The following is a 23981-nucleotide window of genomic DNA, read 5'->3' on the forward strand; positions in this document are numbered from 1 at the left end:
TAACCGCAGATTAAAAGGATTAACACAGATTTAAATATTCAAGTGTCTGTGTTTAACTGTGCAAATCCGTGGTAAAGTTCTAATGCAAGGCATGTCGTTTAACAACGCCTCCTTTTAAATCTGCAATCTGTTGCTGTATTACAAAAGCATCGGCATCTATTTGTCTGATGGCAGTTTGTAATTTGCTCATTTCTAGCTTGGTTACTACGGTAAAAATAATATCTATATCATTTTTTTCTCCATAACCACCTTCGCCTTTATAAATGGTAACCCCACGTTTCATCTCGTTAATAATAAAGTTTTTGATATTCTCCTGATGTTCGGAGATGATGGTAACGCCGGTATACTGTTCAATGCCGTTTACAATAAAATCGATGGTGCTCGATGCCGATAAGTAGGTTAAAATGGCATAAAGCGCGGTCTCGATGTTTAAAAAGTAGGCTGCAAAGGCAAAAATGATGATGTTTAAAATGAGAATGATATTGCCTACAGTTAAAATACTATTCTTACTGATATAAAGAGCTAGCACTTCAGTACCATCAATTACACAGCCGCCACGCATGGCCAAACCAATGCCTCCGCCCAGGAATAGTCCGCCGAAAAAAGCTATTAGCAATTTATCGTGGGTAATGGGTTGGAAGGGTAAAAAAATTAAGGCCAGCGAAAGTGCGCCAATGGCAATTGCAGTTTTTAGGGCAAAACCTTTACCAATTTGCCGGTAGCCGAGTATTACAAACGGGACGTTGATCAGTGCAATAAGGTACGATAAATTCCAACCGGTTAAGGTGCTTAATAAAAGTGAAATACCGGTTACACCACCATCAATAAAATGGCTGGGCATTAAAAAGCTTTTGAGGCCAAAACATGCCGAAGTTACACCTGCAATGATTAAAAAGATTTCTTTTACAAATCTGGTGTTCCTGTTTTTAATGTGGTTCATACCTCCGCCTGGGTTTTAGCTTCTTCTTTCTTGTTACGAATATAATTAACAAGTTCTAATACCTCAAACGCATCTTTAAGCAAAAAGTTTCCGCTGCGGGTACGGGTAAGTTTAGAAAGATAGGCGCCGTTGTTAAGTTGCTTACCAAAATCGGATATTAACGAACGGATATAGGTTCCTTTGCTGCATACCACCCTAAAATCAACTTCGGGGAGTTCAATGCGCGTAATCTCAAACGCTGGAACGCTAACAAAGCGTTTACGCAGTTCTACTTCTTCACCCAGTCTGGCTTTAACGTATAAACGTTCGCCATTTACCTTTACTGCAGAGTGCGCTGGCGGGTATTGTTCAATATCCCCAATAAAGGGTTTGCAAGCAGCATAAATTTCTTCGTTGCTGATCTGGCTAACATCAAAAGTTTCGTCAACCTCCGTTTCCATATCGAAAGATGGAGTAGTGGCGCCCAGTATCATGGTGCCTGTATATTCTTTTTCTTCGGCCTGGAAGGTGTCAATCTGCTTGGTTAACTTACCGGTGCAGATAATGAGCAAACCTGTTGCCAGGGGATCTAAAGTGCCTGCATGGCCAACTTTTAGCTTGAGCGGTTTTAAAGAATTACGGATTTTACCAACCACATCAAATGAGGTCCATTTGTATGGTTTATTAATCAACAGCAATTCGCCTTCGGCAAAATTGAAATCTTTAAATTTAGGATTTTCGGTACTCACAAATCTTTTTTGCGCAAAGATAAGGATTCAATATTGTTTTTTACCACAGATGCGCACAGATAAACACAGATGCTTATTGCCTGTATTTATCTTTTTTGTCTGTGGTTAAGATATTTATGGCGATTATATAATTTGTAAGTTATGGCCACTCAGTAATAAGATGATAATAACTAAGCCGGCAGCAATCCGGTACCAACCGAAAACTTTAAAGCCATTTTTGTTTAAATAACCAATAAAGCTTTTAATGGCTAAAAGGGCTACAATAAAGGCAACAACATTACCAATAATTAAGAGGTTGGTTTGTTCGTGCGTAATGGTGTGACCTTCTTTATAAAAATCATAAAGTTTTTTAGCTGTAGCGGCAAACATGGTTGGAACGGCTAAAAAGAATGAAAATTCGGCGGCAACTTTTCTGCTTAATTTCTGGCTCATACCACCAACAATAGTGGCTCCCGAGCGCGAAACGCCAGGAATCATGGCAATACATTGGAAAAAACCAATTTTTAAAGCCGTCAAATAACTTACATTTTCTTCCTGGTCAACTGTAGCTTTGTTAAACCATTTATCAACAAATAACAAAATTATACCACCTACCAGCAAAGAAATGCCAACTGCCATCGGGCTTTCTAAAAGTTCATCGATCTTTTTGCTCAATAATAATCCAAAAACAGCAGCCGGGATAAAAGCAACGAATAATTTGATGTAAAAATTGATTGATTTAAAGAATCTTTTAAAATACAATACCAAAACCGAAAGGATAGCCCCCAGCTGTATGGCAATCGTAAATAATTTTACAAATGGATCTGATGCAATGCCCATAAAAGATGAGGCAACAATCATGTGTCCGGTACTTGAAACAGGTAAGAATTCAGTTATTCCTTCAATAATGGCAAGGACAATGGCTTGAAAAGAGTTCATATGCTTAATGGGCTATTCCCACAGTAATTTTATTTTATAGTTTTTTAATTTTTTATCCCGGGAAATTAATATTAAATTTTCTGAGAGGGCCTGTGATACTATAATCCGGTCAAAAGGATCATTGTTTTGTAAGTCGAGGCTTAGTAACGTAGTAAGATGAGTTTCATTAATAGAAATGATTTCAATCTGATTGCGTTCTGCAAAGCGAAAAAGTTCCTCAAAGCCTATTTTTAAATCAAGCTTTCCGATTTGTTTTTTTATGGCAATTTCCCATAGGGAAGCAATACTTAAAAAGCAAGATTCATTAATATCCGATAACTTCTTTTTAATCGAGGCCGGTAATTGATTATCTCCGGCAACAAACCATAAAAAAGTATGGGTATCTAATAAATAAGCCATTACCTATATGCTGAAAACATTTCGAGGGGCTCATCAAAATCGTCAGATAATTTGATCTTGCCTTTTGCAAAACCAAACTCGCGTGATTTTAATTTCGGGGTGTTTTGGTGTTTTGTTTTTAAGAAGGCCACAAAATCTGCAACTTCCTGCCTAAGATTTAGGGGAAGTGAATTAATTTCGAGTTGCAGATTTGTTGTAGTCATACTTTAAAGTTAACAAAAACAGGGTAATTGCCGAAGCAATTATTTTTTTAAAATGGCGTAAATCCCGAAAGCGAAACCAAAAAGCACAACAACAGGTGCAAGGAGGGTTCTTCTGAAATCGTAGATATCGCCGGTGGTACCCATCATTAAAATGAAACCAACCACTACAATAGCAATGCTGATTAACAATAACTGATAGTTTTTTTTGGTAAAAACCAATTCGCTTTTAACGTCCTTAACAACCGGACTTGTTTTTTTTTCTGCCATTATCTATAAAGATGATAAGATTTTAAACGTAAATATCTGCTTACTGCAAACCAGGTACTAATACCGGTTATAAAAATGCCCACAATTAACAGGCCTATAAATACGAAGCCAAATTCGGTATAATTATTTAAAATTATAATTTCAGGTACTTCCTTACGGGCATATATTAAAGTGGCCAGCAGGATAATAATGGCAATAAAGGCCGCAATTAAACCGTGCAGGGCAGCATACAGTAAGAAAGGACGTCGGATAAAATTTTTCGTTGCACCAACCAGCTGCATACTTTTAATTAAAAAGCGTTGCGAGTAAATGGCTAATCGTATAGTGTTGTTTATCAGTGCTATAGATATAATTAGCAATAAGATGGCAAATGCTAAAATTATTAAGCCAATGGTACTGATATTTTTATTTACCATATCAATTAACGAACTCTGATAAACCACTTCTTTAACCACCGGATTTTTCGAAATACTGGCTTTTAAAGCATCGATGCTTTTGTTGTTCGCATATTCTGCTTTTAAATACACATCGAAAGTAGAGGTTAAGGGGTTGTAACCTAAAAAGTTAACAAAATCTTCACCTAAATCCTGTGTTAAATTTCTCGCTGCAAGCTCTTTATTTACATATTGTGTTTGCTTAACAGCCGGGTTAGTGTTTAACTCTTTCTGAAAGGCCAGTACATCAGCTTCTTTAGCGCCTTCATCCACAATAATATTTAAAACAATGTTCTCTTTAACGTAGTTAGACAGGTTTTTGGCGTGTACAAGTACCAACCCAAGCAGCCCCAGCATTAATAAAACCAAAGCAATACTGATGATAGTAGAGATATATACGGTTTTGGTTTTCTTAGATGCATCACTTACTTCGAATTCTTCCATGTATTTCATTTTTGTTTCTGCGAAAATATAAATTATACCTGATAAACACCAATTTAAAAGGCCCTTAAATGAACATTAACGCATAGGTTAAAGTTTTAGTTCAAAGCATAAATTCTTTAATTAATTCATTCTTTTGTAAAAATGCGGTACGAAATTTGTTGAAACGCCGTTAATCATAAGAACTTAAGACTAAATCTAAACTATGAAAAGACAAATAGCGTTATTAAGCCTGCTATTAATTGTTACCAGTACAATTATTTCTTGTAAAAAAGACACTACCTCATTAAAAGCCCAAATGATGGGCAGATGGCAGTTGAACAGGATTGTTACTACCGGTTATACAGCCGATGCGACCTTAAAAGATCCTACCAAAATTAATGGCGATGTAACTTATGGCAAAACCAGCGATTATGTTGATTACAAATCGAACAACGATGATCAGGTAGAAATAAGCCTTTCAGGAAACAGAACTATCGGTACTTATCAGATTATTTATTCCGATCAGTTTACCATGGAGCTGAATGATGGAAATAATTTCTGTATGGTTAACAGCTTGACAGGGAGTCAATTTCAGTTTACCGCAACCATTAACAACAGGATAAAAAAGGTTTACTACTTATCGAGATAATATTCTGATCTCCTTATTATTTAAATGCGCCATTGGTTTCTAATCAATGGCGTTTTTTTTACTTGCTTAGCTACCAGTAAATCAATTTTGATGGGGTAAATTCACACACAATTATTTCGGTATCTAACTCGATGAAAACAATAACATACTTTTTTCTATAAGTTAAACACTTGTACCCCATTAAAATTCTCTGCGGTTCCCTACATGTGCGGTATCTTTTTCGGTTATCGCCCAATTTTTCAATAAAGTTGTAGACATCATCTGCGAATTTTTCTGCAGTTGCCGGAAGACCTTCCGATTCAAGATACCAGGCAATTCCTGCAATACTTTCTGCAACTGACTGCTTGATAGTTATTTTTCTGTAGCCCATTTCCCAATCAATTTTTTACTATGGGCTCTCGCCTCATCAATAGAAAATGTTTTTTCGGGATGGTTTTTTAATGCGGCTATTTTTTGTAGCGCCTGGTAATTTTCTTCAGGGATGAGTACGTATTTCTTGTTTTCTATAGTAAGATGTGTCATAACTACTCATTTTGATACTCAAATATACTGAATAAAAATTAAAGCGCTTACTTCTGTTTGTTTTAGCTGTTTTAAATTAATAACATTCATACTGTAACTCCTTATCATTCTGCATTCCAATAGTCAAAATAATATCGCTGATCTGCTTTTTTAAGCCCCTTTATTTGCGTAATTTCGCGCATTAAAAAAAATTAAAACCTGCAATGGATTACCAATTCAAAGAAATAGAACAAAAGTGGCAGAAATTTTGGGCAGACAATCAAACGTTTAAAGCCGAAAGCAATTCTGAAAAGCCAAAGTATTATGTGTTAGATATGTTTCCGTACCCATCGGGTGCAGGCTTGCATGTTGGCCATCCACTGGGTTACATTGCATCTGATATTTTTTCGAGATACAAACGCCTTAAGGGCTTCAATGTATTGCATCCAATGGGTTACGACTCGTTCGGTTTACCTGCTGAGCAATATGCCATACAAACCGGTCAGCACCCGGCCATTACCACCGAAGCCAATATTGCAACCTATCGTCGTCAATTAGATCAGATTGGTTTCTCTTTCGATTGGAGCAGGGAAGTGCGTACCAGTGAGCCATCTTACTACAAATGGACACAGTGGATTTTTATGCAGTTGTTTAACTCGTGGTATAATATCGAAAACGACAGGGCCGAAGATATTACCACTTTGATCGAAAAGTTTAATGCTTCGGGATCAGCTGATGTGAAAGCTGTTTGCGATGACGACGTTAAATCTTTCCTGCCAAGTGACTGGGCTACTTTTACAGAAGAGGAAAAACAAGAAGAATTATTAAAATACCGCCTGACTTATTTAAGGGAAAGTACCGTAAACTGGTGCGCTGCCCTGGGTACCGTTTTAGCAAATGACGAAGTAAAAGATGGTTTTTCTGAACGTGGCGGTTTTCCGGTTGAGCAAAAGAAAATGATGCAATGGAGTATGCGCATTACAGCTTATTCTGATCGTCTTTTGCAATGTTTGGATACCATCGATTGGCCGGAGCCGATCAAAGAAATGCAGCGCAACTGGATTGGGAAGAGTGTAGGGGCATCGGTTAAGTTTGCTGTTGACAATTCGCAGTTGGCAGTTGGAGAAACTGAAAACTCAAAACTGAAAACTGAAAAATATATAGAAGTTTTTACCACCCGTGTAGACACCATTTTTGGCGTTTCTTATCTGGTACTGGCACCAGAGCACGAATGGGTAGCCGAATTAACTACACCTGAACAAAAACAGGCTGTTGAAGCTTATATTGCTTTAACCAAAAAGAAATCGGAGTTAGACCGCATGGCCGATACCAAAACGGTTTCGGGTGCTTTTACCGGTACTTACGTAATTAATCCGGTAAGCGGTGAGCGTATCCAACTGTGGATTGCGGATTATGTGCTGGCTGGTTACGGAACAGGTGCGGTAATGGGTGTACCAAGTGGCGATCAGCGCGACTGGTTATTTGCTACGCACTTTAACTTGCCAATTGTTCAGATTTTAGATGCACAAAAAGATATCGACGTTCAGGCCGATCCAACCAAAGAAGGGAAATATATCAACTCGGGTTTCATTAATGGAATGGAATATAAAGAGGCTGTTGCATTTTTAAATAACTGGCTGGAAGAAAAAGGCTTTGGAAAAGCGAAAGTAAACTTCCGTCAGCGCGATGCGATTTTTGGTCGCCAGCGTTATTGGGGAGAGCCAATTCCGGTTTACTTTAAAGATGGTTTGCCTTACCTGGTGCAGGAAGAAGAATTGCCTTTGTTGTTGCCCGAAATTGATAAATATTTGCCAACCGAAACCGGAGAGCCACCTTTGGCCAGGGCCGAAGATTGGGTGCCTGCAGCAGGTCAGCATTACGAATTGAGCACCATGCCAGGCTGGGCCGGTAGTAGCTGGTACTGGTACCGCTATATGGATGCCAATAACAATGATGAATTTGCATCAAAAGAAGCGGTTGACTATTGGAAGGCAGTTGATTTGTATATCGGTGGTTCTGAGCATGCTACAGGGCACTTGTTGTACAGCCGTTTCTGGAATAAATTTTTGAAGGATTTGGGTTATACCAAAGAAGAAGAACCTTTCAAAAAGCTGATTAATCAGGGCATGATTCAAGGTAGAAGTAATTTTGTTTACCGCGTTAATGATGAGAACGGTAAACCAACTAATACCTATGTTTCTGCTGGTTTAAGAAAAGAATATAAAACATCGGCATTGCATGTTGATGTAAATATTGTAGAAAACGATACACTGGATTTAAATAAATTCAAGGCCTGGAGAGAAGAATATGCCAATGCCGAATTTATTCTGGAAGGTGGAAAATACATTTGCGGTGTTGAGGTAGAAAAAATGTCGAAATCGAAATTCAACGTGGTTAACCCCGATGATTTGATTGAGCGTTACGGTGCCGATACCTTGCGCATGTACGAAATGTTTTTGGGTCCGTTAGAGCAAAGCAAACCCTGGAACACCAACGGTATTGAGGGCGTATTTAAGTTCTTACGTAAATTCTGGCGTTTGTTCCACAATGAAGAGTGGGTATTCCATGTAAACGATGCGGTACCAACTAAAGCCGAGCATAAAGCCTTGCACAAAATCATTAAAAAAGTGCAGGATGATATCGAACGTTTCTCGTTCAATACTTCTGTATCAAGCTTTATGATTGCTGTAAATGAGTTAACCGATCTGAAATGTAAAAACCGTCAGATTTTAGAAGATATGGTAATTATCCTTTCGCCTTATGCACCGCACATTTGCGAAGAGCTTTGGGTATTATTGGGTAACGATGCCGGAACGCTTTCTTATGCAGCTTTCCCAACTTTTAAACCTGAATATCTGGTGGAAGATGAGTTCGCTTATCCGGTTTCTATCAATGGTAAAATGAAAATGAACCTGAATTTGAGCTTAACTTTAGCTCAGCCGGAAGTAGAAAGCATTTTATTGGCCGATGAACATTTCCAGAAGTTTTTAGATGGAAAAGCACCTAAGAAAATCATTTTCGTAAAAGGAAAGATTATTAATGTGGTAGTTTAATAAGCTAAAAGCATAAAGACTAAAGCGCAAAGCTTGAATAAACTTTAATAAAGAAACCCCGGATTGAGTAATCAATTCGGGGTTTTTTATATGTAACCGAGCTTTAGTCTTTATGCTTTGGTCTTTCAGCTCAAGTTAGTCTCTCTTCCTTCTGTTCCCGCCGAATCTCCTGTTGTTGCTGGCGTTACGCGGTTTGCCGCTCATGTTGCCATCGCCGCCTTTTTTACCGCCTCCACCTTTCGATTGTGCCTGAGGTTTGCGTTTAACCTGGTTTTTAGCCAGCATTTTTTCCCAGGTTAGCGGGTAAGGATGGTCATCAACAACCGGAAGGGTAATTTTAATCAGTTTCTGGATATCCAGTAAGTACTCGTTTTCTTCTGCATCGCAAAACGATATAGCGATTCCGTTTGCTCCTGCACGACCTGTACGGCCGATTCTATGCACATAAGATTCGGGAATATTTGGTAGCTCGAAGTTGAAAACATGCGATAACTGATCAATATCAATCCCGCGTGCAGCAATATCAGTAGCTACCAAAACACGGATTTTCCGGTCTTTAAAATCGGTTAGTGCCCTTTGTCTGGCATTTTGCGATTTATTACCGTGGATGGCAGCCGCTTTAATACCTGCATGACCTAAATCTTTAACAATCCGGTCTGCACCATGTTTGGTACGGGTAAATACCAGGGCAGTTTGAATATCTTTATCTTCTAAAAGGTGAATCAGTAATTTCTTTTTATCAGGTTTATCTACAAAATAAACCGACTGAACGATGGTTTCAGCAGTAGAAGAAATAGGGGTAACCTCAACTTTCGTAGGGTTAGATAAAATCGTATTGGCCAGTTTCTGAATTTCATCAGGCATAGTAGCCGAGAAAAACAAAGTCTGGCGGATTGCAGGCAATTTAGCCACCACTCTTTTCACATCGTGGATAAAGCCCATATCCAGCATGCGGTCGGCCTCATCTAAAACGAATAGCTCGATCGTATTCAGGTTAATAAAACCCTGGTTCATTAAATCTAACAAACGACCCGGGGTCGCTACTAAAATATCAACACCTTTTTTCAGTGCTTCTACCTGCGAGTGCTGGTTTACACCGCCAAAAATTACCAGCCGGCGTAAATTTAGGTTGCTTCCATAAGCTTTAAAACTATCTTCAATTTGGATAGCAAGCTCACGGGTTGGCGTTAAAACCAAAGCTTTAATGTTTTTGTTCACCTTGGTATTCAGGTGTTTTTCGTGTAGTAATTGAAGCATCGGGATGGCAAAGGCAGCGGTTTTTCCGGTACCGGTTTGTGCACAACCCAATAAATCTTTACCTTTTAATATGGTAGGGATAGATTGCTCCTGTATAGGCGTAGGTTGGGTGTAACCCTCAGTCTCAAGCGCCTTTAAAATCGGCTCAATGAGGTTTAATTCTTTAAATAACATGTATGTTTTTATGTAATATTTTGTGTTGAAGAAGCTAGAACAATCATTTGTTGAAGGACTAACTTGCGGATTGCTTTAAATGATAAAGAAATTCTGCTTCGCCGCAAAGATAGGTAAAATATGTGATATGGTAGAGATTGTGGCGAATACTAACGCTAAAGCCGAACTCCAAACGCTAAACTTATTTCTCCTCTTTAAACCTGCTAAAAAAGAGCAATGCAATTAAACAGAGACCGAAACCTACTATTCCGTTGAGGCGTAGCCCAAAATCATTGCCCGGATCTTTGCCGTAAATAGTAAGCATGGCAAAAATAGCAATCCCAAGTGTTTGCCCCAGCTTTACAAAAAGGTATTTTACAGCGAAGAACATCCCCTCATGGTTTTCGCCGGTTTCTAAAGTATCTCTTTGGGCAATATCGGCTAATATCGCGGTAGGTAAAATACCCAGTGCAGCCAATGGAAACGAAGCCGATAAAACGAGCATATAAATTTGGGTATGCGGACCGAAAGGCAATTTGCCCAGGAAAAAAATAGTTACGAAAATGAGGCACAGTACTCCAAATGCGAGCAGTACAAAAGGTTTCTTACCAATTTTAGCCGAACCAAAGTTTACCAGTGGATAGAACAGCAACGAAGCAAACACCATTGATGCCATAAATTTTCCCCCCTCTGATTCGTGCAAACCTAACAATACCGTGCAGAAGTATAGCAAACCACTCGAAATAATGCTCAAAGCAGTGTAAAAGGCAAAATCAGAAATCAGGTAATATTTAAAGTTGCTGTTTCTAAAGGTGTTTTTCATGGCTGCCCAAAGTGGTACATGGCTAGGTTTAGCTACCGAAAAATCTTTCTCATTGATAAAAAAAACGGGTAGCAACATTACTAGTCCGGAGAGTGCACACAAACCCCATATAGCCATCTGCACAGCTTCACTACGGTTGGCAACCTGAAAATGATCCTGTACCAGATCGGCAAAATTATTGGTGCAGGCCGATAAAATAATTCCGATAACAAAACCAACCTGCTGGTAGCTCGAAAGTTTTACTTTTTGCCGTGGTGTGTTGGTTACTTCGGCCAGTAAAGCATTATATGGAATGATGTAGGTAGTAACCGATACAAAGAACAGGCAAAGGGTAATGGTTAACCACCAGGCATTGTGCAGGCTTTCTGTTTTTTGAATCGGGTAAAAAACCAGTCCACAGAAAAGCATCGCTGGTATAATGGCCCATTTCATGAAAGGCATGCGCCGACCTTTTTTATTGGTACTGGCATCGCTTTTAGCGGCAATAAACGGGTCGTAAAGGGCATCTACCAAGCGGCCCGATGCAGCAATAATAGAAAGAATGTTAAAGGCACCGAACAAAACCAGCTGCGGCACAAGCGGGGGAAGACCAGCATTACTTGGCGGCAGGTAGAAAAAGGGAAGCATAACGATGATAATGTTCGTCATCGTGCTCCAGCCAATCATACCGGCAGCGTAAGCAATTTCTTGTTTCGGCGAGAGTGTTTTGTTCATTAATTATTTTAAATTCCTTTATGTGTTTTGTAAATCAGGTTTATTATTTCTGTCTGCCTTACGATATTAAACCCGACAGCAGTGGAAATCCTTTTTTGCCCCGAACGTAGTGAAAGGGCCAAAAAGATTGTAACGAATGGCGGGACTATTGTAACCGAATAGCACTGTAACTGCTTTTCAAATAAATATATAGTTTTATTTTTTAAATAACCTTCCGATAAAATAGATTCCCAGAAAGCCAATAAAAATGTATAAACCATTTAGTGCAGCATTGGGATCATCGGCATAAATGCTTAGTGCCACAAAAGTATAAGCTGCAATAAATATAATAGGCAATATAGGATATAAAGGAACAGTATAGATGGTTTTTTTATCAAGATATGAAGTTCTTTTGCGCAGGATAAAAATAGTGGCTGCAGAACTCGCCATACTGATGCTTTCTAAAAAAATGGTGTAGTTTAAAATCTTATCAAAGGTTTTGGCGTAAAAGATAATCACCACTGCAACAACCGTAAAAACGGTTAAGCTTAAGGTAATTACCTCTGTTTTTTTATTCATGCTGCTAAAAACTTTGGGTAGCGCACCTTCTTCGCCCATGGCAAACATGGCCCTGGGGTTGCTCAACAGGTTTACATTAACATAACCCATTACCGAGAAAAAAATAATCACCGAAAGGGCATTAAAACCAGCTGGTCCGAATATTTTGGCGGCCAATATGGCTGCAATACTTTCTGCCGATTTTAGCTCTTCGAAACCAATAACCTTAACATATACGTAATTAATAGCCAGATACAGGATGACAATAATGGTTAAACCGATAATAATTGCTCTCGGAATCACCTTTTTGGCCTCTTTAACTTCGCCACCAAAATTGATGGTTTGCGCATAACCTGCGTAAGAGAATGAAACGGCAATTAAACAAAGTCCGAGGGCTTTGCCATAATCGGCCCAATTGGGTAATGTGCCGCTTGCAGTTTTAAAAACAGGCATAGCAGTTTGGGTACTTCCGCCGAAAAATACGGCACAGATGAGGGTTAAAATCATCCCGATTTTAATAACCGTTAATACATTTTGGGTTTTCGAACTGGCTTTTAAACCCAGCAGATTAATGAAATAAAACACCAGAATGGTAGTAATAGCAATGGCCACCCGGTAGGTTTCGTTTTGCATGGCCGGTGGCAAAATAATCTTGCTCAGGTATTCTGCCCCAATAATAGATATGGCCGCCACCGATGCCGCACTCGAAATAATAACAATGCAATTAATGGCAAAGGCGATGGATGGATGATAGGCTGCCGAGAATATTTTGTAATAACCACCGGTTACCGGAAAACGCGAGCCGATTTCGGCATAGGTTAACGCCCCACAAAAGGCCACAAAACCACCTATAAACCAGGCAAGATAAAACAACTCGGGAATTTGCGCCTTAGCGGCCACGTTTACTGGGGTACGGAAAACCCCCATACCAATAACGAGACTTACCACAATCATGGATAAATCGAATAGCGAAAGCTGCTTTTTCTGTTGCATGAATAAGTTGTTAATATGGGATGAAGATAGGGAATTATGTAATAGGTAAGATGGGAGAGGTATATTAGTTGATGGACCATAGTTGATAGGTGGAGAGATTAATAGTTGATGGTTAATAGTTAATGGCTGGCTAATAATACAAGACCTTTTAATAATCATTTTGTAACACATTTTTTTCGCAAATAGGCTATTAGTGATTAAACTATTGACCCTTGTAGTATTTTGGCTCACGTGTTCGCCAGGTTTAGCAAATAGGCTACTAACTATCAAACTATTGACCATCGACTAAAGCATTTGCTCCATTGTTTGTATGTTGAAACTTTCTTTTGCTTGCCTCACAGAATAAATCTATTATTGTATAATATTTTTGAAAACTGTTAAAACAGCATCAGATTTATCCCTACAACAATTATCAATTTGATTAAAAAGTAACTGAGCCACCGGGCCTGGATACATGATAGCCTGAAACGGGTTTCAATTGATAAACAGATAACACATTATGGCAGAAGTAATTTATAACGACGACAGTATCCGCTCATTGGATTGGAAAGAGCACATCAGGTTGCGCCCCGGTATGTATATCGGAAAACTTGGTGACGGCTCTGCACAGGATGATGGTATTTATGTTTTGTTAAAGGAAATTGTAGATAACTCTATTGATGAGTTTGTGATGGGAACCGGAAAAACCATCGAAATTACACTTTCGGAGCAAAAGGTAAACGTACGCGATTACGGCCGTGGTATTCCCTTAGGTAAAGTAATCGATTGTGTAAGTAAAATCAATACCGGGGGTAAATACGATAGCAATGCCTTCCAAAAATCAGTAGGTTTAAATGGGGTGGGTACCAAAGCAGTAAATGCCTTGTCGACCAGTTTTACCGTTCAATCGTACCGCGATGGAAAAACCAAGAAAGTTGAATTTTCTAAAGGCGAAATTGTTACCGAAAATCCGGTTATCGATACGACACAGCGCAACGGTACAGCCATTACTTTTTATCCTGATGAAAGTATTTTCAGAAACTACCACTACATCCCTGATTTTGTGGAGAGCATGGTTTGGAACTACGTTTTCTTAAACACAGGCTTAACCGTAAATTTCAATAACCAGAAATATTTTTCAGAAAGAGGTCTTTACGATTTGCTTTCTAAATTTAATAAACCCGAAGAAATCAGGTACCCGATCATCCATATGGTTGGACCGGATATCGAAATTGCAATGACCCATGGCCAGCAATATGGCGAAGATTACCACTCGTTTGTTAACGGCCAGCATACTACACAGGGTGGAACGCATCAGGCGGCTTTCAGGGCGGCAGTGGTGAAAACCGTTCGCGAGTTTTTTAAGAAAGAGTTTGATGCTTCGGATGTGCGTTCGTCGATTATTGCAGCTATTTCTATCCGTGTGCAGGAGCCGGTATTCGAATCGCAGACCAAAACCAAACTGGGTTCTCAGAACATGGGGCCTGAAGGGCCTTCGGTAGCTACTTTTATTAACGACTTTGTTAAAAAGGAACTGGATGATTATCTGCACAAAAATCCTGATGTTGCCGATGCCTTGTTAAAAAGGATTATGCAGTCGGAGCGTGAGCGTAAAGATATTGCGGGTATTAAAAAACTGGCTAACGACAGGGCTAAAAAGGCTTCGTTACACAATAAAAAACTGCGCGATTGCAAGGTTCACTTCAATAGCACACACGAAAAGCGTTACGAAACGACCTTGTTTATTACTGAGGGTGATTCGGCTTCGGGTTCGATTACTAAATCGCGTGATGTAGATACCCAGGCAGTATTTAGTTTAAAGGGTAAGCCGCTAAACTGTTACGAGCTGACCAAAAAAGTGGTGTATGAAAACGAGGAATTTAACCTTTTGCAACATGCTTTAAATATTGAAGACGGTTTAGACGGCTTGCACTACAACAACATTGTTATCGCTACAGATGCCGATGTGGATGGTATGCACATCCGTTTGCTGATGATGACTTTCTTTCTGCAGTTTTTCCCTGATCTGGTAAAGGCAGGTCATGTTTATATTTTGCAAACTCCACTTTTCAGGGTGCGTAATAAGAAGGAAACGATTTATTGCTACAGCGACGAAGAACGTAAAAATGCGATAGAGAAATTGGGCAATAAACCGGAAATTACCCGATTTAAAGGGCTGGGAGAGATTTCGCCGGATGAGTTTGGCTTGTTTATCGGAAAGGATATTCGTCTTGATCCGGTTATCTTAAAAGATCAGACCATTAAAAGCCTTTTAGAATATTACATGGGTAAAAATACGCCAGACAGGCAGCAGCATATTATCCGGAACCTGCGTATAGAGAAAGATGAGGTGGCAGAAGAGCCGAAGGTAATTACAGAAGAAGTAGCATAATATAAGGAGTCGGGTTTTAAAAGCCCGACTTTTTAGTTATGGGCGTTCCTTACTGGTTGGTGTCCCACCAACCAGACTTGTTATTTATATGTTCTCCGTTTCGGTCGGTGTGACACCAACCGATGGGGTAGCTTAGCCATTATACTATCACTTTTACTCTTTCGGCAGGTTAACCGTATCTTCAGGATGTTGAGGTGGCAAAACATCTACTTTCTTTTCTACAATGGTAATTTTGGTAAATACCGCATACTTACTTGGTGAAATACCACCATCAAACTTTTCGGCATAAGCCTGTGTAAATTCTGCGCCAAAATAGAGAATAATAGAAGTGTAGTAAATCCACAGCAGAATAATGATAATAGAACCTGCCGCACCAAAGGCTGAAACGGTACTTCCTTTTTCGATGTAAATACCAATCAAATATTTGCCTAGACTAAACAATACCGCAGTAAATAATGCGCCAATAATGGCCGATTTCCATTTGATGTTTACATCGGGTAGCACCTTAAAAATAATGGTAAATACAGCTGTTACCGCCAAAAGTGTTAGCGCATTGTTTAAAATGTAAATGATCAGGGCCATGGTATCGTTGGCAACCGGAATCACATCTTCTACCTTACTTTCCGAGATCAGCGAAACCAGTTTATCGCCAAGCCCGACTACAATACTGTTAATTACGAGTGAAACCAGGAGCAGGAAACCCATGGATACAATGAGCGAGAAGGAAAGTAACCGGTTGGTGAGCATTTTGATCCAGCCCTTTTTGGGCATGGCCTTAACTTTCCAGATCAAGTTAATACTGTCTTGTATTTCGATGAAAATGGCTGTGGCACCAATAATTAAAGTACCTATACCAATAATTAAACCGATGGTAGACTGACCTGTTTTATTCGCATGATCAACAAAGCCCTGGATCTGGGTAGCTGCCGGCTTACCAACCAGTTCGGTAACTTCTACAAAAAACTTGTCTCTGGTTTGCATTTTGTCGCCAAAAAACAAAGTGGCAGCCGAGAGTACAATAATAATGAGTGGTGTAAGCGAAAAGATGGTGTAATATGCCAATGAAGCACTCAATTTCATTACCCGATCTTCCATAAAGCCTTTACCTGCAGCTATAAAGAGGTGATAAATGGCAACGAAAAAATATTTGATCTTATGTAATACTCTTACTCTTTTCATCTAAAAACTAGAACGGATATCCTATCCCAATATTAAAAATTAAATTTTGTCTGCGCCAGTCTTTATTTCCAAAATCGATGTCGTTAAATACCCAACGTTGTCCTTCTGGTAAATAAGGTTTACGTACCGGGAAGGCTACATCGAGCCGAACCACGAAAATACTGGCATCAACCCTTAAGCCAGCTCCTGTACCCACAGCAAGTTCGTTAAATGCATTCTTTAGTTTAAAGCCAGAACCAAGTCTGGCGGTTTCAGGTTTGCCGGGTTCCCCCAGGTCTTCTTTCCTAAGCCAGATATTACCTGCATCTACAAATAACGCGCCATAGAAGATACTCACAATTTTAAAGCGCAGCTCAGAATTAAGCATGAGCTTAATATCACCACCCTGATCAGCAAAAATGGCATCATCCGGAACTTTATAAGTACCAGGCCCTAAAGTACGGGCAGGGAAGGCCCTGACATCGTTACTTCCACCGGCAAAAAACTGCCTTACAAAGGGCAATGAGGTGCTGTTGCCATAAGCAAAACCATAACCCAAATTTAACCTGTTGGCCCAGATCAGATTTTTGGTTATTTTGTAATAATCCCTTAAATCGGCTTCCGCTCTGATAAACTGCGTTAGCGGGATATTAAAAATGGTTCTTTTTCCTTCGTTATTTTTTGACGTAAATAATCCCCAAACATTTCCACCGGTTTCTAAAGCGCCATAGAAATAAGTGTTATTTCTTCGGCTATCTTCCATCTGGTTGGTGTAGGTGAAATTGTAATTGCTACCGATAATAAATTGATTTTCTAAAGTAGACCGTAGTAAAGGATTTTGTTCAAAAAGCGTTTTTTTGGTAAGTGAATCCGGAAAACCTGTAGAAACATAACTAATGGATATTGGATTAAAATTATGCTCCTTGTACTGATTTTCTTTGAAATTATATCCGTATTCTCCTTTTACTGCATGCAAAGTATATTCAGAACCCCTGTTTAGCATCTGGTACGAAAGCGAAGTAATGGTTTTCGGAATAAAGGCATTGGTGCTGTTCGGTTTGTAAAAGGGAACAATTAACCGTGGAAAAGTTAGCTTTCCTTCGGCCGTAAACGACAATGAATTTTTACCCAGTGCAGTTCCCTTGGTTTGGGTTTCAAAGCCACCACTCACACTTATATCAAGCTGCTCGGCATTTCTGAACAGGTTACGGGTGGTTTGGGTAACCTTAACTTCAGATCCCACAAAATTATTCGATTTACTGGTTCCGGTAACGGAGAAGGTAAGCGAGTTTTTCTTTAAGGGGGTTAAATAAATATTCAGATCAAGCTGATTATTCCTGAAACTATCTACAGGTAAAAACTCAGCCCTCACATCCTGAAATGCACCTACATTTACCATCCGGTTTAACGATTGGTTATGGTCTTTACGGTTGTAAGGTTCTCCTTTTTGAAAGAATACCAGCCGATCGAAAAGTTTAGGTTTAAAAGTGTTGCGGTTATCGTAGATATTAAAATCGTTGTAAACCTGTGGTTTTAATCTTCTTAGCGCACTATCTCTCCTCAAGGTATAATTGGGGTAGATGTTGATGTTTTTGATGGTATAAGGTTTTAGTGCAGCATCTGGCGCAATGTCTTTTACTTTTACCCTGATGTTAACCAGGTTTTTGCCTATGGTACTGTCAACCTGTATAATTAAATAATCGGGACTGAAATAGAAATAACCGATTTCTTTCAGGTCGTTGTCAATCCTGATGCGCTCGTTTTTATAAGTATCAATATCGTAAAAGTCGCCAACCTTTAACAGGGTTTTATCTTTGTTGGCATTGATGTTTTTGGTCAGGATGCCTGTATCGGGCGGGAAAGTTACTTTGTTAATTTTATAGCGCTGCCCGGTAACCGCCGTGTAAATGGCTTTACCTTTTTTCTCTTTCACAACTGTATCGCCGGTAACGTTGGCTTGCAGGTAGCCTTCGCTAATGAGGTAGCTGGTTAATACGTCGTTGTTGTATTTCAGTTTTACATCGTTCAGCAGAACAGGTGCTTCTCCTTTTCGGCGCAGCCAGTTCCTGAAACCTTTTGGCTTTTTAGGTTCGCCAGCAAGATTGTAAAGGCCAAGTTTAAATTTGATGCCTAAAATAGAGCTGTTCGGACGCGGCCTTGTTTTAGCTTCAAGATCGTTTTTAATCTGCTTTTCGTTGTCAATTTTACCCGAAGAATCGGGATTGATCTTTACTTCGGCACCCGTGTACAAAATCTGTCCTGGTTTTAAAGATTTGGTACTGCTGCAAGCCCAAACTAAACAGGCCAATACAAATAAAAGCGGTCTAGTTAGTTTTTTCATCCTGTGCTTTCTGTTCAATGTTTCTTATTCTTCTGATTCGTTTCTTCTGGAAAATCTCTCTAAATTTATTGTAATCTACCACCAGGGTAAATCCTAGTCCGGTTTCGATAATCTGACCTTGTACAATAACATCGTTCTGGTTGCGGCGATAAGCCCTCAAGCGGTAGCGGCCGTCGGCAGAAAGTGCATATTCTACATTCACGTTTCCGGCTATATTGGTCGATTTTTCACCCGGAGCCTGTGGTCCTTCCAATGCAAACGAGCTACCCACGGTAACGGTTAAGCGATCGTTCAGCAGCTTTTTAGATAAACCAACTTCTAAGTCGGTTTTTTGCTGCATTGAACCTGTAGAGTAATCCTCTGATGAGTTAACCCCGAAGTTGAGGTCAACCCCCTGGATTAAATCTGAAGTTAAATTATTGAGTTGCTCGGTTAAGAGCTTGCTCACACTCGAGCGCGCAAGGGTAGAAACCCCACCGCCACCACCGGCCAAACTCTGGAAAGGATTGTTGGCAATAAACCGGTTTAAAGCCAGTAAGGCAAATACCTGTTTGTTCAGCTCGCTTTCATCGCGGTTTACATTAATCAGCTTGGTGTACACCTGACCGCTCAAAGCACCACGTTCGTTTTCGGGTAAATCGAGTTTAAACGAAATGGTAGGTTTTAGCAATTCGCCTTTCATCATTAAATAAACCTGAAAAGGCAATTTGGTTCTGGCTTCGTAAAGGTCTGGCTGATTAAGCAAATCGATAGGAGCGGCATTTACTTCGTACAGGGCTGTAATGTTGGCGGTAGCCGAAGTTGGTTCGCCTGTCCAGATAATGGTACTGCCCTTAACCAGTTTAAATTCTTTTTTAACTACGGCCAGGGTAAGGTTGTACGAACCATCTACAATTTCGTACCGGCCTGTCATGCTGATTTTACCACTAGGGTCCATTGTAACGTTTAAATCGGCATCGCCTTTAACGTTCAGATTATCGCCACTGGCAGGGTCTACCACCACATTGAGTTCTGCTTCAGGATCGATTTTTACCGAGGCCACTAAATTTAAGCCTTTAATGGGTGCCTTACTGATGCTATCTACCTTCAGTGGTTTTTTGCCGTTAAACGGTGGGGCATCTTCGTCAATAAATTGAACAATACCTTCCTGGTCGATGATAGAAGGATCGTTTGCAGGCAGGGCAAAGAAAAATTTGGTTCCCTTGTTTACCCTAATGTTCATGTTTACATCGGGCTGGTTCAGGTCGCCACGCACTTTAATGTCGCTGGTTAAGAAAACCGTTCCATAAATCATGTCGTTATCGGCTGCGGTCGAATTCAGTGCCCTGAAATTATCGGTTTTAATATCCAGGCCGAAACGGTAGTTTTTAAAATCGCTGGTGTAAACCTTTCCGTTAATGGTAGCTTTCTGATTTAAAGAATCAATCAATGTGAAGTTGTTAAAGCTGATCCCTTCATTGGTAAAGGAAATCTTTTCATTCGGCATCCGGAAATAAGAGTTTACATAGGCCACATTAAAGCCGGCATTGTTGAAGGTTAAATCGCCCAGTACTTTTGGTGCTGTTAATGCCCCTTTAACCGTTAGTGCACCGGTTAAGGTACCTGTACCCCTTTTAAGCTGACCTGCCGATAAACTCTCGATGTTTTTCATTTCAATCTTATCAATATTTACGGTCAGATCCAGTGCGCTTTGAGGAGCCGTGTAATAAAAACCATTGGCCCGTAATTCGTGTACCCCTGTTAAGGCTACATTTACTTCAAACGCATTTTCGGTATTGTTGTTTACGGCTAAACGCAAAGTGCCCAGCTCATCTTTTTGGTAACGCAATTGGTCTATGGTCAGGTTGGCTTCAAATTTTGGGGTTGAAGCCAGGTCTTTCACATTGGCTGTACCGTTTAAACGGCCACCCACCAAAGTGGTATCAGTTTCGGCAAATTTAGTGAGCGTTTCCAGCTGAAAATCTTTAAACTCAACAGCCAAAGGTGCATTCGGCTCAGTAGGGTTGCTGTTGATTGCCAGTGATTGACCGCTGTTGCTGATTTGAAACTGGTTAACCAAAATGCCTGATGCACCAAACTGGATGTAATTATCTTGCGAAACCACCCATTTCTGATAATCGAGCAGGAGTTTCTGCGGATCGAGGGTGAATTTAAAATCCTTGTTAATCGATTGGAAATTACCGCCAATTACATATTTGTTTTTACGCTGCCTATCGCGTAAGAAAACATTTACGCCCAAATTATTGTTGGCTGCATTACCACTCACTTCCGTATTAAAAAGTGCAATAGACGGGCTTTGTAAACTTTTTACCGTTAAACTGTAATCAAGCTTATTGTTGTCGTTATTGATGTTTAAAACTGTGGTGTCTACCTTAAAATCGCCATAAACTACCTGCGGGAAATTACCCTTAATCTGCAGGCTGTCTTTTTGGGTGTCAATTAGGCCATAAAACTGCGATTGCTTAAACACAGTTAATTCGGGCACAAAACTCTTTAGCAGTTTAGAATCGTACACCCGCACAAAAAACCTTAAACGCTGGTCGGGAACTTTGGTGACTGTACCGAAAGCATAATATTTATTGATTTCGTTAATAATGGCACCACTAACCTTGGTAAGCTGGTATTTGCCATCAATTTTGGCCGACAGGATTTCGGATTTCAGCGTCAGCTCATTTTCGGTAGCTGTAGTTTTGGCGCGCACCGAAATGGTATCGACATTAATCCGTTGTTTATCTTTAACAACCTGTAGCCCGGTAACATCAACCGAACCATTTAAATAATCGGCATCGGCAGTAGCCAGATCTACTTTAACCATACCGGCTGCACTTAAAACAGTCGGACTAAAGTTTAAAGCCTGCAGGTTAACCTGTATTAAATTCAGATCGGCTTTTACACTCGGGTACTTCCCGGCCAGGTTAACTTTTGCATCGAGGGCGAAGTTGGCATTGCTATCGGGCATGCTGCTTTTTACCACAACGTTCTGGTTTGCGTAAGTACCCGCCACATTCAGGTTACGGTAAGTGTATTTATTGTAGTAGGCATTGAGTACCCTGGCATTAAATTTTGCATTGATTTTTTTTGGGTCAAGACCAGTACCTGCTACCCGGGCTTTTGCCGAAACACGACCCAGTTTTGGCTGCATTTTTAACAGGCGACCAACATTAAAATTGTTCAGGCTAATATCGGCCTGGTAATTTTCTTTCCCTTTAGGGCCTTTCATCCCGGCCACAACATTGGCACCTCCCATATCCGTCAGGATGTTCATGTTGGTGTTAAAATCGGTCATCGATCCTTTAAAATTACCTTTTGCATCAATCACATTGGGCAATTCGATGGTAGGGGGGAGCGACTTTTTAGGAACAGCCACCAGAATGTCGCTTTTGGTAACGTGCAGTTTTTTAATGTTTAAATCGAGAAAGGTTTTCTTAATATCAGGCAAGCCTTTTGCTTTCCCGCTGATATCAATCTGGGTATTTTTTAAGCCGCTGATTTGTAAATGTGGAATATTCAGATTGTTTAAATAGCCATTAACATCGGCATTGAGCTTTATTTTCTCATTGCGGTAATTGGCTGGAATCGCATCGCTGAAATAGCCGGCATCTTTTAAACCAATGGTAGTATTTTTAAAGGCCAGGTTAAGTTTTACCCTTTCTGGATGTTTGGTCAGGTCATCCATCGAAGTAAAATTAAGCTCGGTAGCATTATTAATGGTGGTATTGGGGGTTTTGAGAATAAAATTACTCAGCTTAATCTGTTTGTCGTTGTACACCGCATCGCCTTTAAGCTCATTTAATACAAAACCACTTTTTTCCTTTAACGAACCATTTTTAACATTGGCTTTTATGCCGGCTGCGCTATAAGTTACATTGCTGGCACCCAAATTTAATCCGGCAATTTTAAGGTGGTTAAAATCCATGCCCTTTGGTGCAGGTTTAGCGCCAAGGTTATCGAACTGTACATCGTTATCGGCCAGACTAATGTTTTTAATGATGAGCCCAAGGGTCGATTTTTCGGGTAAAACTGTATCCTTTACTTTTTTTAAATCGTTGCTGGGTGCCGGTTTAAAGGCAAACAGGATGTTCGATTGATTTAAATGTGCATCATCAACCGCGTACTGGCTATTGGTTAAATCAACTTTGAGGTTAACCAGGCCAAGATCGTTTACATCGGCAACAGCCTTAGTAGTCGAAATCTGATCGTCGTAATTGACTTTTACCTTGCTGAAAATAAAATTCTGCACTTCTATTAAAGGCAGCTTACCCTGTTCTTTCTCTGTACTATCTACACTATTGGTAATGTGCTGCACCAATTGGGTTAATGGTTTTTGTTGCAGATAGCGTAAAGAAGTATTGTTTAAGCTCAGTTCTTTAATTACATAGTGCTGGTTAGCCAGGTCGAAATCTTTGATTTTGGTTTTAAAAGCGCCCAGGTAAAGTTTCACATCATTGCCGGCCACATCATCGCGGTAGGTTAGACCTATATCTTCAAATGAAACCTTATCCACCGAGAATTTTAGGGTTGAAGTGGTATCTTTTTTGACTTTTTCCTCCGGTTTTTTCTGGTCGCTGGCGAAAGCATCAACCAAAAATGAAAAATTGAATGTAGTATCCGGATTGATTCGTTTTACATTGGCCCGCACACTTTTTAGCTCAATATTATTTACTTCAACAGTATTTTTTAACAGTTTAAACAAACTGATATCGACTGCCAGTTTTTCGGCATATAAGAGGGTATCGCCTTTACGGTCTTCGAGATAGAACTTATTTAGTACAACATCTTTAGGAAGTGCAATTTTAATGCTTTCGAGACTAACTTCAGTTTTGGTTTTGGTTTTAAGGTAATTGATGGCCTTATCCTTAACAAAGTTTTGAACAGCTGGAATATTTAAAGACAGTGCTAAACCCACCACCAATATAATAATGGAGGCAATGAACCATAGTAAAATTTTGAGACTTTTGCGGACGTATTTGTTCAAAACGGTGTGTGTTTGGTGTTTGTTAATAGCCAAAAGCATGGCCATTTAAATTAATTTAAACGGCGTTTTACTAATTAATACAAAAAATAACTTAAATTGTTCGCCCGCTATAAAAATTTAACATGGGCGGTGCAATAAACAGTT

18 protein-coding genes are annotated in these 23981 nt (G+C 39.8%); 3 read left to right on the forward strand and 15 right to left on the reverse strand.

Going from position 1 to position 23981, the window contains the following annotated elements:
- Positions 1-79: 79 nt before the first annotated feature.
- The 7 genes from BLR37_RS06610 to BLR37_RS06640 form a co-directional block, all read right to left on the reverse strand.
- Positions 80-940, reverse strand: a complete 861-nt coding sequence (locus BLR37_RS06610; protein ID WP_039478885.1) for a YitT family protein — start codon at positions 938-940, stop codon at positions 80-82.
- Entirely contained in the window at positions 937-1668 is a 732-nt protein-coding gene (gene truB / locus BLR37_RS06615; protein WP_090766114.1) for a tRNA pseudouridine(55) synthase TruB, read from the reverse strand. The genes BLR37_RS06610 and truB overlap by 4 nt, the downstream gene beginning before the upstream one ends.
- 123 nt (positions 1669-1791) lie before the next feature.
- On the reverse strand, positions 1792-2586 hold the full coding sequence (locus BLR37_RS06620; RefSeq protein WP_090766117.1) for an undecaprenyl-diphosphate phosphatase: 795 nt from the start codon (positions 2584-2586) through the stop codon (positions 1792-1794).
- A gap of 12 nt (positions 2587-2598) precedes the next feature.
- Positions 2599-2985 (reverse strand): type II toxin-antitoxin system VapC family toxin, encoded by a 387-nt coding sequence (locus tag BLR37_RS06625; protein ID WP_090766121.1) that lies wholly within the window; start codon positions 2983-2985, stop codon positions 2599-2601.
- Positions 2985-3188: a type II toxin-antitoxin system VapB family antitoxin gene (gene vapB / locus BLR37_RS06630; protein WP_090766124.1), complete on the reverse strand. Its 204-nt coding sequence runs from the start codon at positions 3186-3188 to the stop codon at positions 2985-2987. Before vapB ends, BLR37_RS06625 begins: the two co-directional genes overlap by 1 nt.
- Before the next feature lie 39 nt (positions 3189-3227).
- Positions 3228-3455 (reverse strand): DUF3098 domain-containing protein, encoded by a 228-nt coding sequence (locus BLR37_RS06635; RefSeq protein ID WP_090766127.1) that lies wholly within the window; start codon positions 3453-3455, stop codon positions 3228-3230.
- A complete protein-coding gene (locus BLR37_RS06640) occupies positions 3455-4333 on the reverse strand; it encodes a cell division protein FtsX (RefSeq protein WP_039478963.1) in 879 nt (292 codons plus the stop codon). The genes BLR37_RS06635 and BLR37_RS06640 overlap by 1 nt, the downstream gene beginning before the upstream one ends.
- Positions 4334-4535: 202 nt before the next feature.
- Between BLR37_RS06640 and BLR37_RS06645 the strand changes: the two genes are divergently transcribed.
- On the forward strand, positions 4536-4961 hold the full coding sequence (locus BLR37_RS06645; protein ID WP_090766130.1) for a hypothetical protein: 426 nt from the start codon (positions 4536-4538) through the stop codon (positions 4959-4961).
- A gap of 70 nt (positions 4962-5031) precedes the next feature.
- Here the strand turns inward: BLR37_RS06645 and BLR37_RS06650 are convergent, their stop codons facing one another.
- Both BLR37_RS06650 and BLR37_RS25295 read right to left on the reverse strand, forming a co-directional pair.
- A complete protein-coding gene (locus BLR37_RS06650; RefSeq protein WP_090766133.1) occupies positions 5032-5331 on the reverse strand; it encodes a type II toxin-antitoxin system RelE/ParE family toxin in 300 nt (99 codons plus the stop codon).
- The gene (locus BLR37_RS25295) at positions 5313-5483 is read right to left on the reverse strand and encodes a hypothetical protein (protein WP_167356559.1); all 171 of its coding nucleotides are present in this window, start codon (positions 5481-5483) and stop codon (positions 5313-5315) included. Before BLR37_RS25295 ends, BLR37_RS06650 begins: the two co-directional genes overlap by 19 nt.
- Before the next feature lie 203 nt (positions 5484-5686).
- Between BLR37_RS25295 and leuS the strand changes: the two genes are divergently transcribed.
- A complete protein-coding gene (leuS, locus tag BLR37_RS06655; RefSeq protein ID WP_090766135.1) occupies positions 5687-8515 on the forward strand; it encodes a leucine--tRNA ligase in 2829 nt (942 codons plus the stop codon).
- Between the two features lie 135 nt (positions 8516-8650).
- On the opposite strand, the gene BLR37_RS06660 is transcribed toward leuS, so the two are convergent.
- The 3 genes from BLR37_RS06660 to BLR37_RS06670 all read right to left on the reverse strand — a co-directional run bounded on the left by BLR37_RS06660 (position 8651) and on the right by BLR37_RS06670 (position 12992).
- Positions 8651-9946: a DEAD/DEAH box helicase gene (locus BLR37_RS06660; RefSeq protein ID WP_090766138.1), complete on the reverse strand. Its 1296-nt coding sequence runs from the start codon at positions 9944-9946 to the stop codon at positions 8651-8653.
- Between the two features lie 181 nt (positions 9947-10127).
- On the reverse strand, positions 10128-11462 hold the full coding sequence (locus BLR37_RS06665; protein WP_090766141.1) for an MFS transporter: 1335 nt from the start codon (positions 11460-11462) through the stop codon (positions 10128-10130).
- A gap of 195 nt (positions 11463-11657) precedes the next feature.
- Complete coding sequence (locus tag BLR37_RS06670) at positions 11658-12992, reverse strand: APC family permease (protein WP_090766144.1); 1335 nt, start codon at positions 12990-12992, stop codon at positions 11658-11660.
- A gap of 499 nt (positions 12993-13491) precedes the next feature.
- Here BLR37_RS06670 and BLR37_RS06675 point away from each other — a divergent pair, with 499 nt between their 5' ends.
- Positions 13492-15363 (forward strand): DNA topoisomerase IV subunit B, encoded by a 1872-nt coding sequence (locus BLR37_RS06675; protein WP_090766147.1) that lies wholly within the window; start codon positions 13492-13494, stop codon positions 15361-15363.
- Positions 15364-15516: 153 nt separating this feature from the next.
- Here the strand turns inward: BLR37_RS06675 and BLR37_RS06680 are convergent, their stop codons facing one another.
- The 3 genes from BLR37_RS06680 to BLR37_RS06690 are packed head-to-tail and all read right to left on the reverse strand — an operon-like array spanning position 15517 to position 23837.
- Positions 15517-16542 carry a YihY/virulence factor BrkB family protein gene (locus BLR37_RS06680; protein ID WP_090766148.1) on the reverse strand — a complete coding sequence of 342 codons (1026 nt, stop codon included), beginning with the start codon at positions 16540-16542 and terminating at the stop codon, positions 15517-15519.
- 7 nt (positions 16543-16549) lie between these two features.
- Positions 16550-18862 carry a translocation and assembly module lipoprotein TamL gene (tamL, locus tag BLR37_RS06685; RefSeq protein WP_090766151.1) on the reverse strand — a complete coding sequence of 771 codons (2313 nt, stop codon included), beginning with the start codon at positions 18860-18862 and terminating at the stop codon, positions 16550-16552.
- Entirely contained in the window at positions 18846-23837 is a 4992-nt protein-coding gene (locus BLR37_RS06690) for a translocation/assembly module TamB domain-containing protein (RefSeq protein ID WP_090766579.1), read from the reverse strand. The genes tamL and BLR37_RS06690 overlap by 17 nt, the downstream gene beginning before the upstream one ends.
- Positions 23838-23981 lie beyond the last annotated feature (144 nt).

It is taken from the genome of Pedobacter soli, assembly GCF_900101435.1.
In the GTDB taxonomy this organism is placed as follows: Bacteria; Bacteroidota; Bacteroidia; order Sphingobacteriales; family Sphingobacteriaceae; genus Pedobacter; species Pedobacter soli.

Excerpts from the sequence above, each read along its gene's own strand:
- BLR37_RS06610 (WP_039478885.1), bottom strand. The coding sequence starts at position 940 with ATGAACCACATTAAAAACAGGAACACCAGATTTGTAAAAGAAATCTTT.
- BLR37_RS06620 (WP_090766117.1), bottom strand. The coding sequence starts at position 2,586 with ATGAACTCTTTTCAAGCCATTGTCCTTGCCATTATTGAAGGAATAACT.
- BLR37_RS06625 (WP_090766121.1), bottom strand. The coding sequence starts at position 2,985 with ATGGCTTATTTATTAGATACCCATACTTTTTTATGGTTTGTTGCCGGA.
- vapB (WP_090766124.1), bottom strand. The coding sequence starts at position 3,188 with ATGACTACAACAAATCTGCAACTCGAAATTAATTCACTTCCCCTAAAT.
- BLR37_RS06635 (WP_090766127.1), bottom strand. The coding sequence starts at position 3,455 with ATGGCAGAAAAAAAAACAAGTCCGGTTGTTAAGGACGTTAAAAGCGAA.
- BLR37_RS06640 (WP_039478963.1), bottom strand. The coding sequence starts at position 4,333 with ATGGAAGAATTCGAAGTAAGTGATGCATCTAAGAAAACCAAAACCGTA.
- BLR37_RS06645 (WP_090766130.1), top strand. The coding sequence starts at position 4,536 with ATGAAAAGACAAATAGCGTTATTAAGCCTGCTATTAATTGTTACCAGT.
- BLR37_RS06650 (WP_090766133.1), bottom strand. The coding sequence starts at position 5,331 with ATGGGCTACAGAAAAATAACTATCAAGCAGTCAGTTGCAGAAAGTATT.
- BLR37_RS25295 (WP_167356559.1), bottom strand. The coding sequence starts at position 5,483 with ATGACACATCTTACTATAGAAAACAAGAAATACGTACTCATCCCTGAA.
- leuS (WP_090766135.1), top strand. The coding sequence starts at position 5,687 with ATGGATTACCAATTCAAAGAAATAGAACAAAAGTGGCAGAAATTTTGG.
- BLR37_RS06660 (WP_090766138.1), bottom strand. The coding sequence starts at position 9,946 with ATGTTATTTAAAGAATTAAACCTCATTGAGCCGATTTTAAAGGCGCTT.
- BLR37_RS06665 (WP_090766141.1), bottom strand. The coding sequence starts at position 11,462 with ATGAACAAAACACTCTCGCCGAAACAAGAAATTGCTTACGCTGCCGGT.
- BLR37_RS06670 (WP_090766144.1), bottom strand. The coding sequence starts at position 12,992 with ATGCAACAGAAAAAGCAGCTTTCGCTATTCGATTTATCCATGATTGTG.
- BLR37_RS06675 (WP_090766147.1), top strand. The coding sequence starts at position 13,492 with ATGGCAGAAGTAATTTATAACGACGACAGTATCCGCTCATTGGATTGG.
- BLR37_RS06680 (WP_090766148.1), bottom strand. The coding sequence starts at position 16,542 with ATGAAAAGAGTAAGAGTATTACATAAGATCAAATATTTTTTCGTTGCC.
- tamL (WP_090766151.1), bottom strand. The coding sequence starts at position 18,862 with ATGAAAAAACTAACTAGACCGCTTTTATTTGTATTGGCCTGTTTAGTT.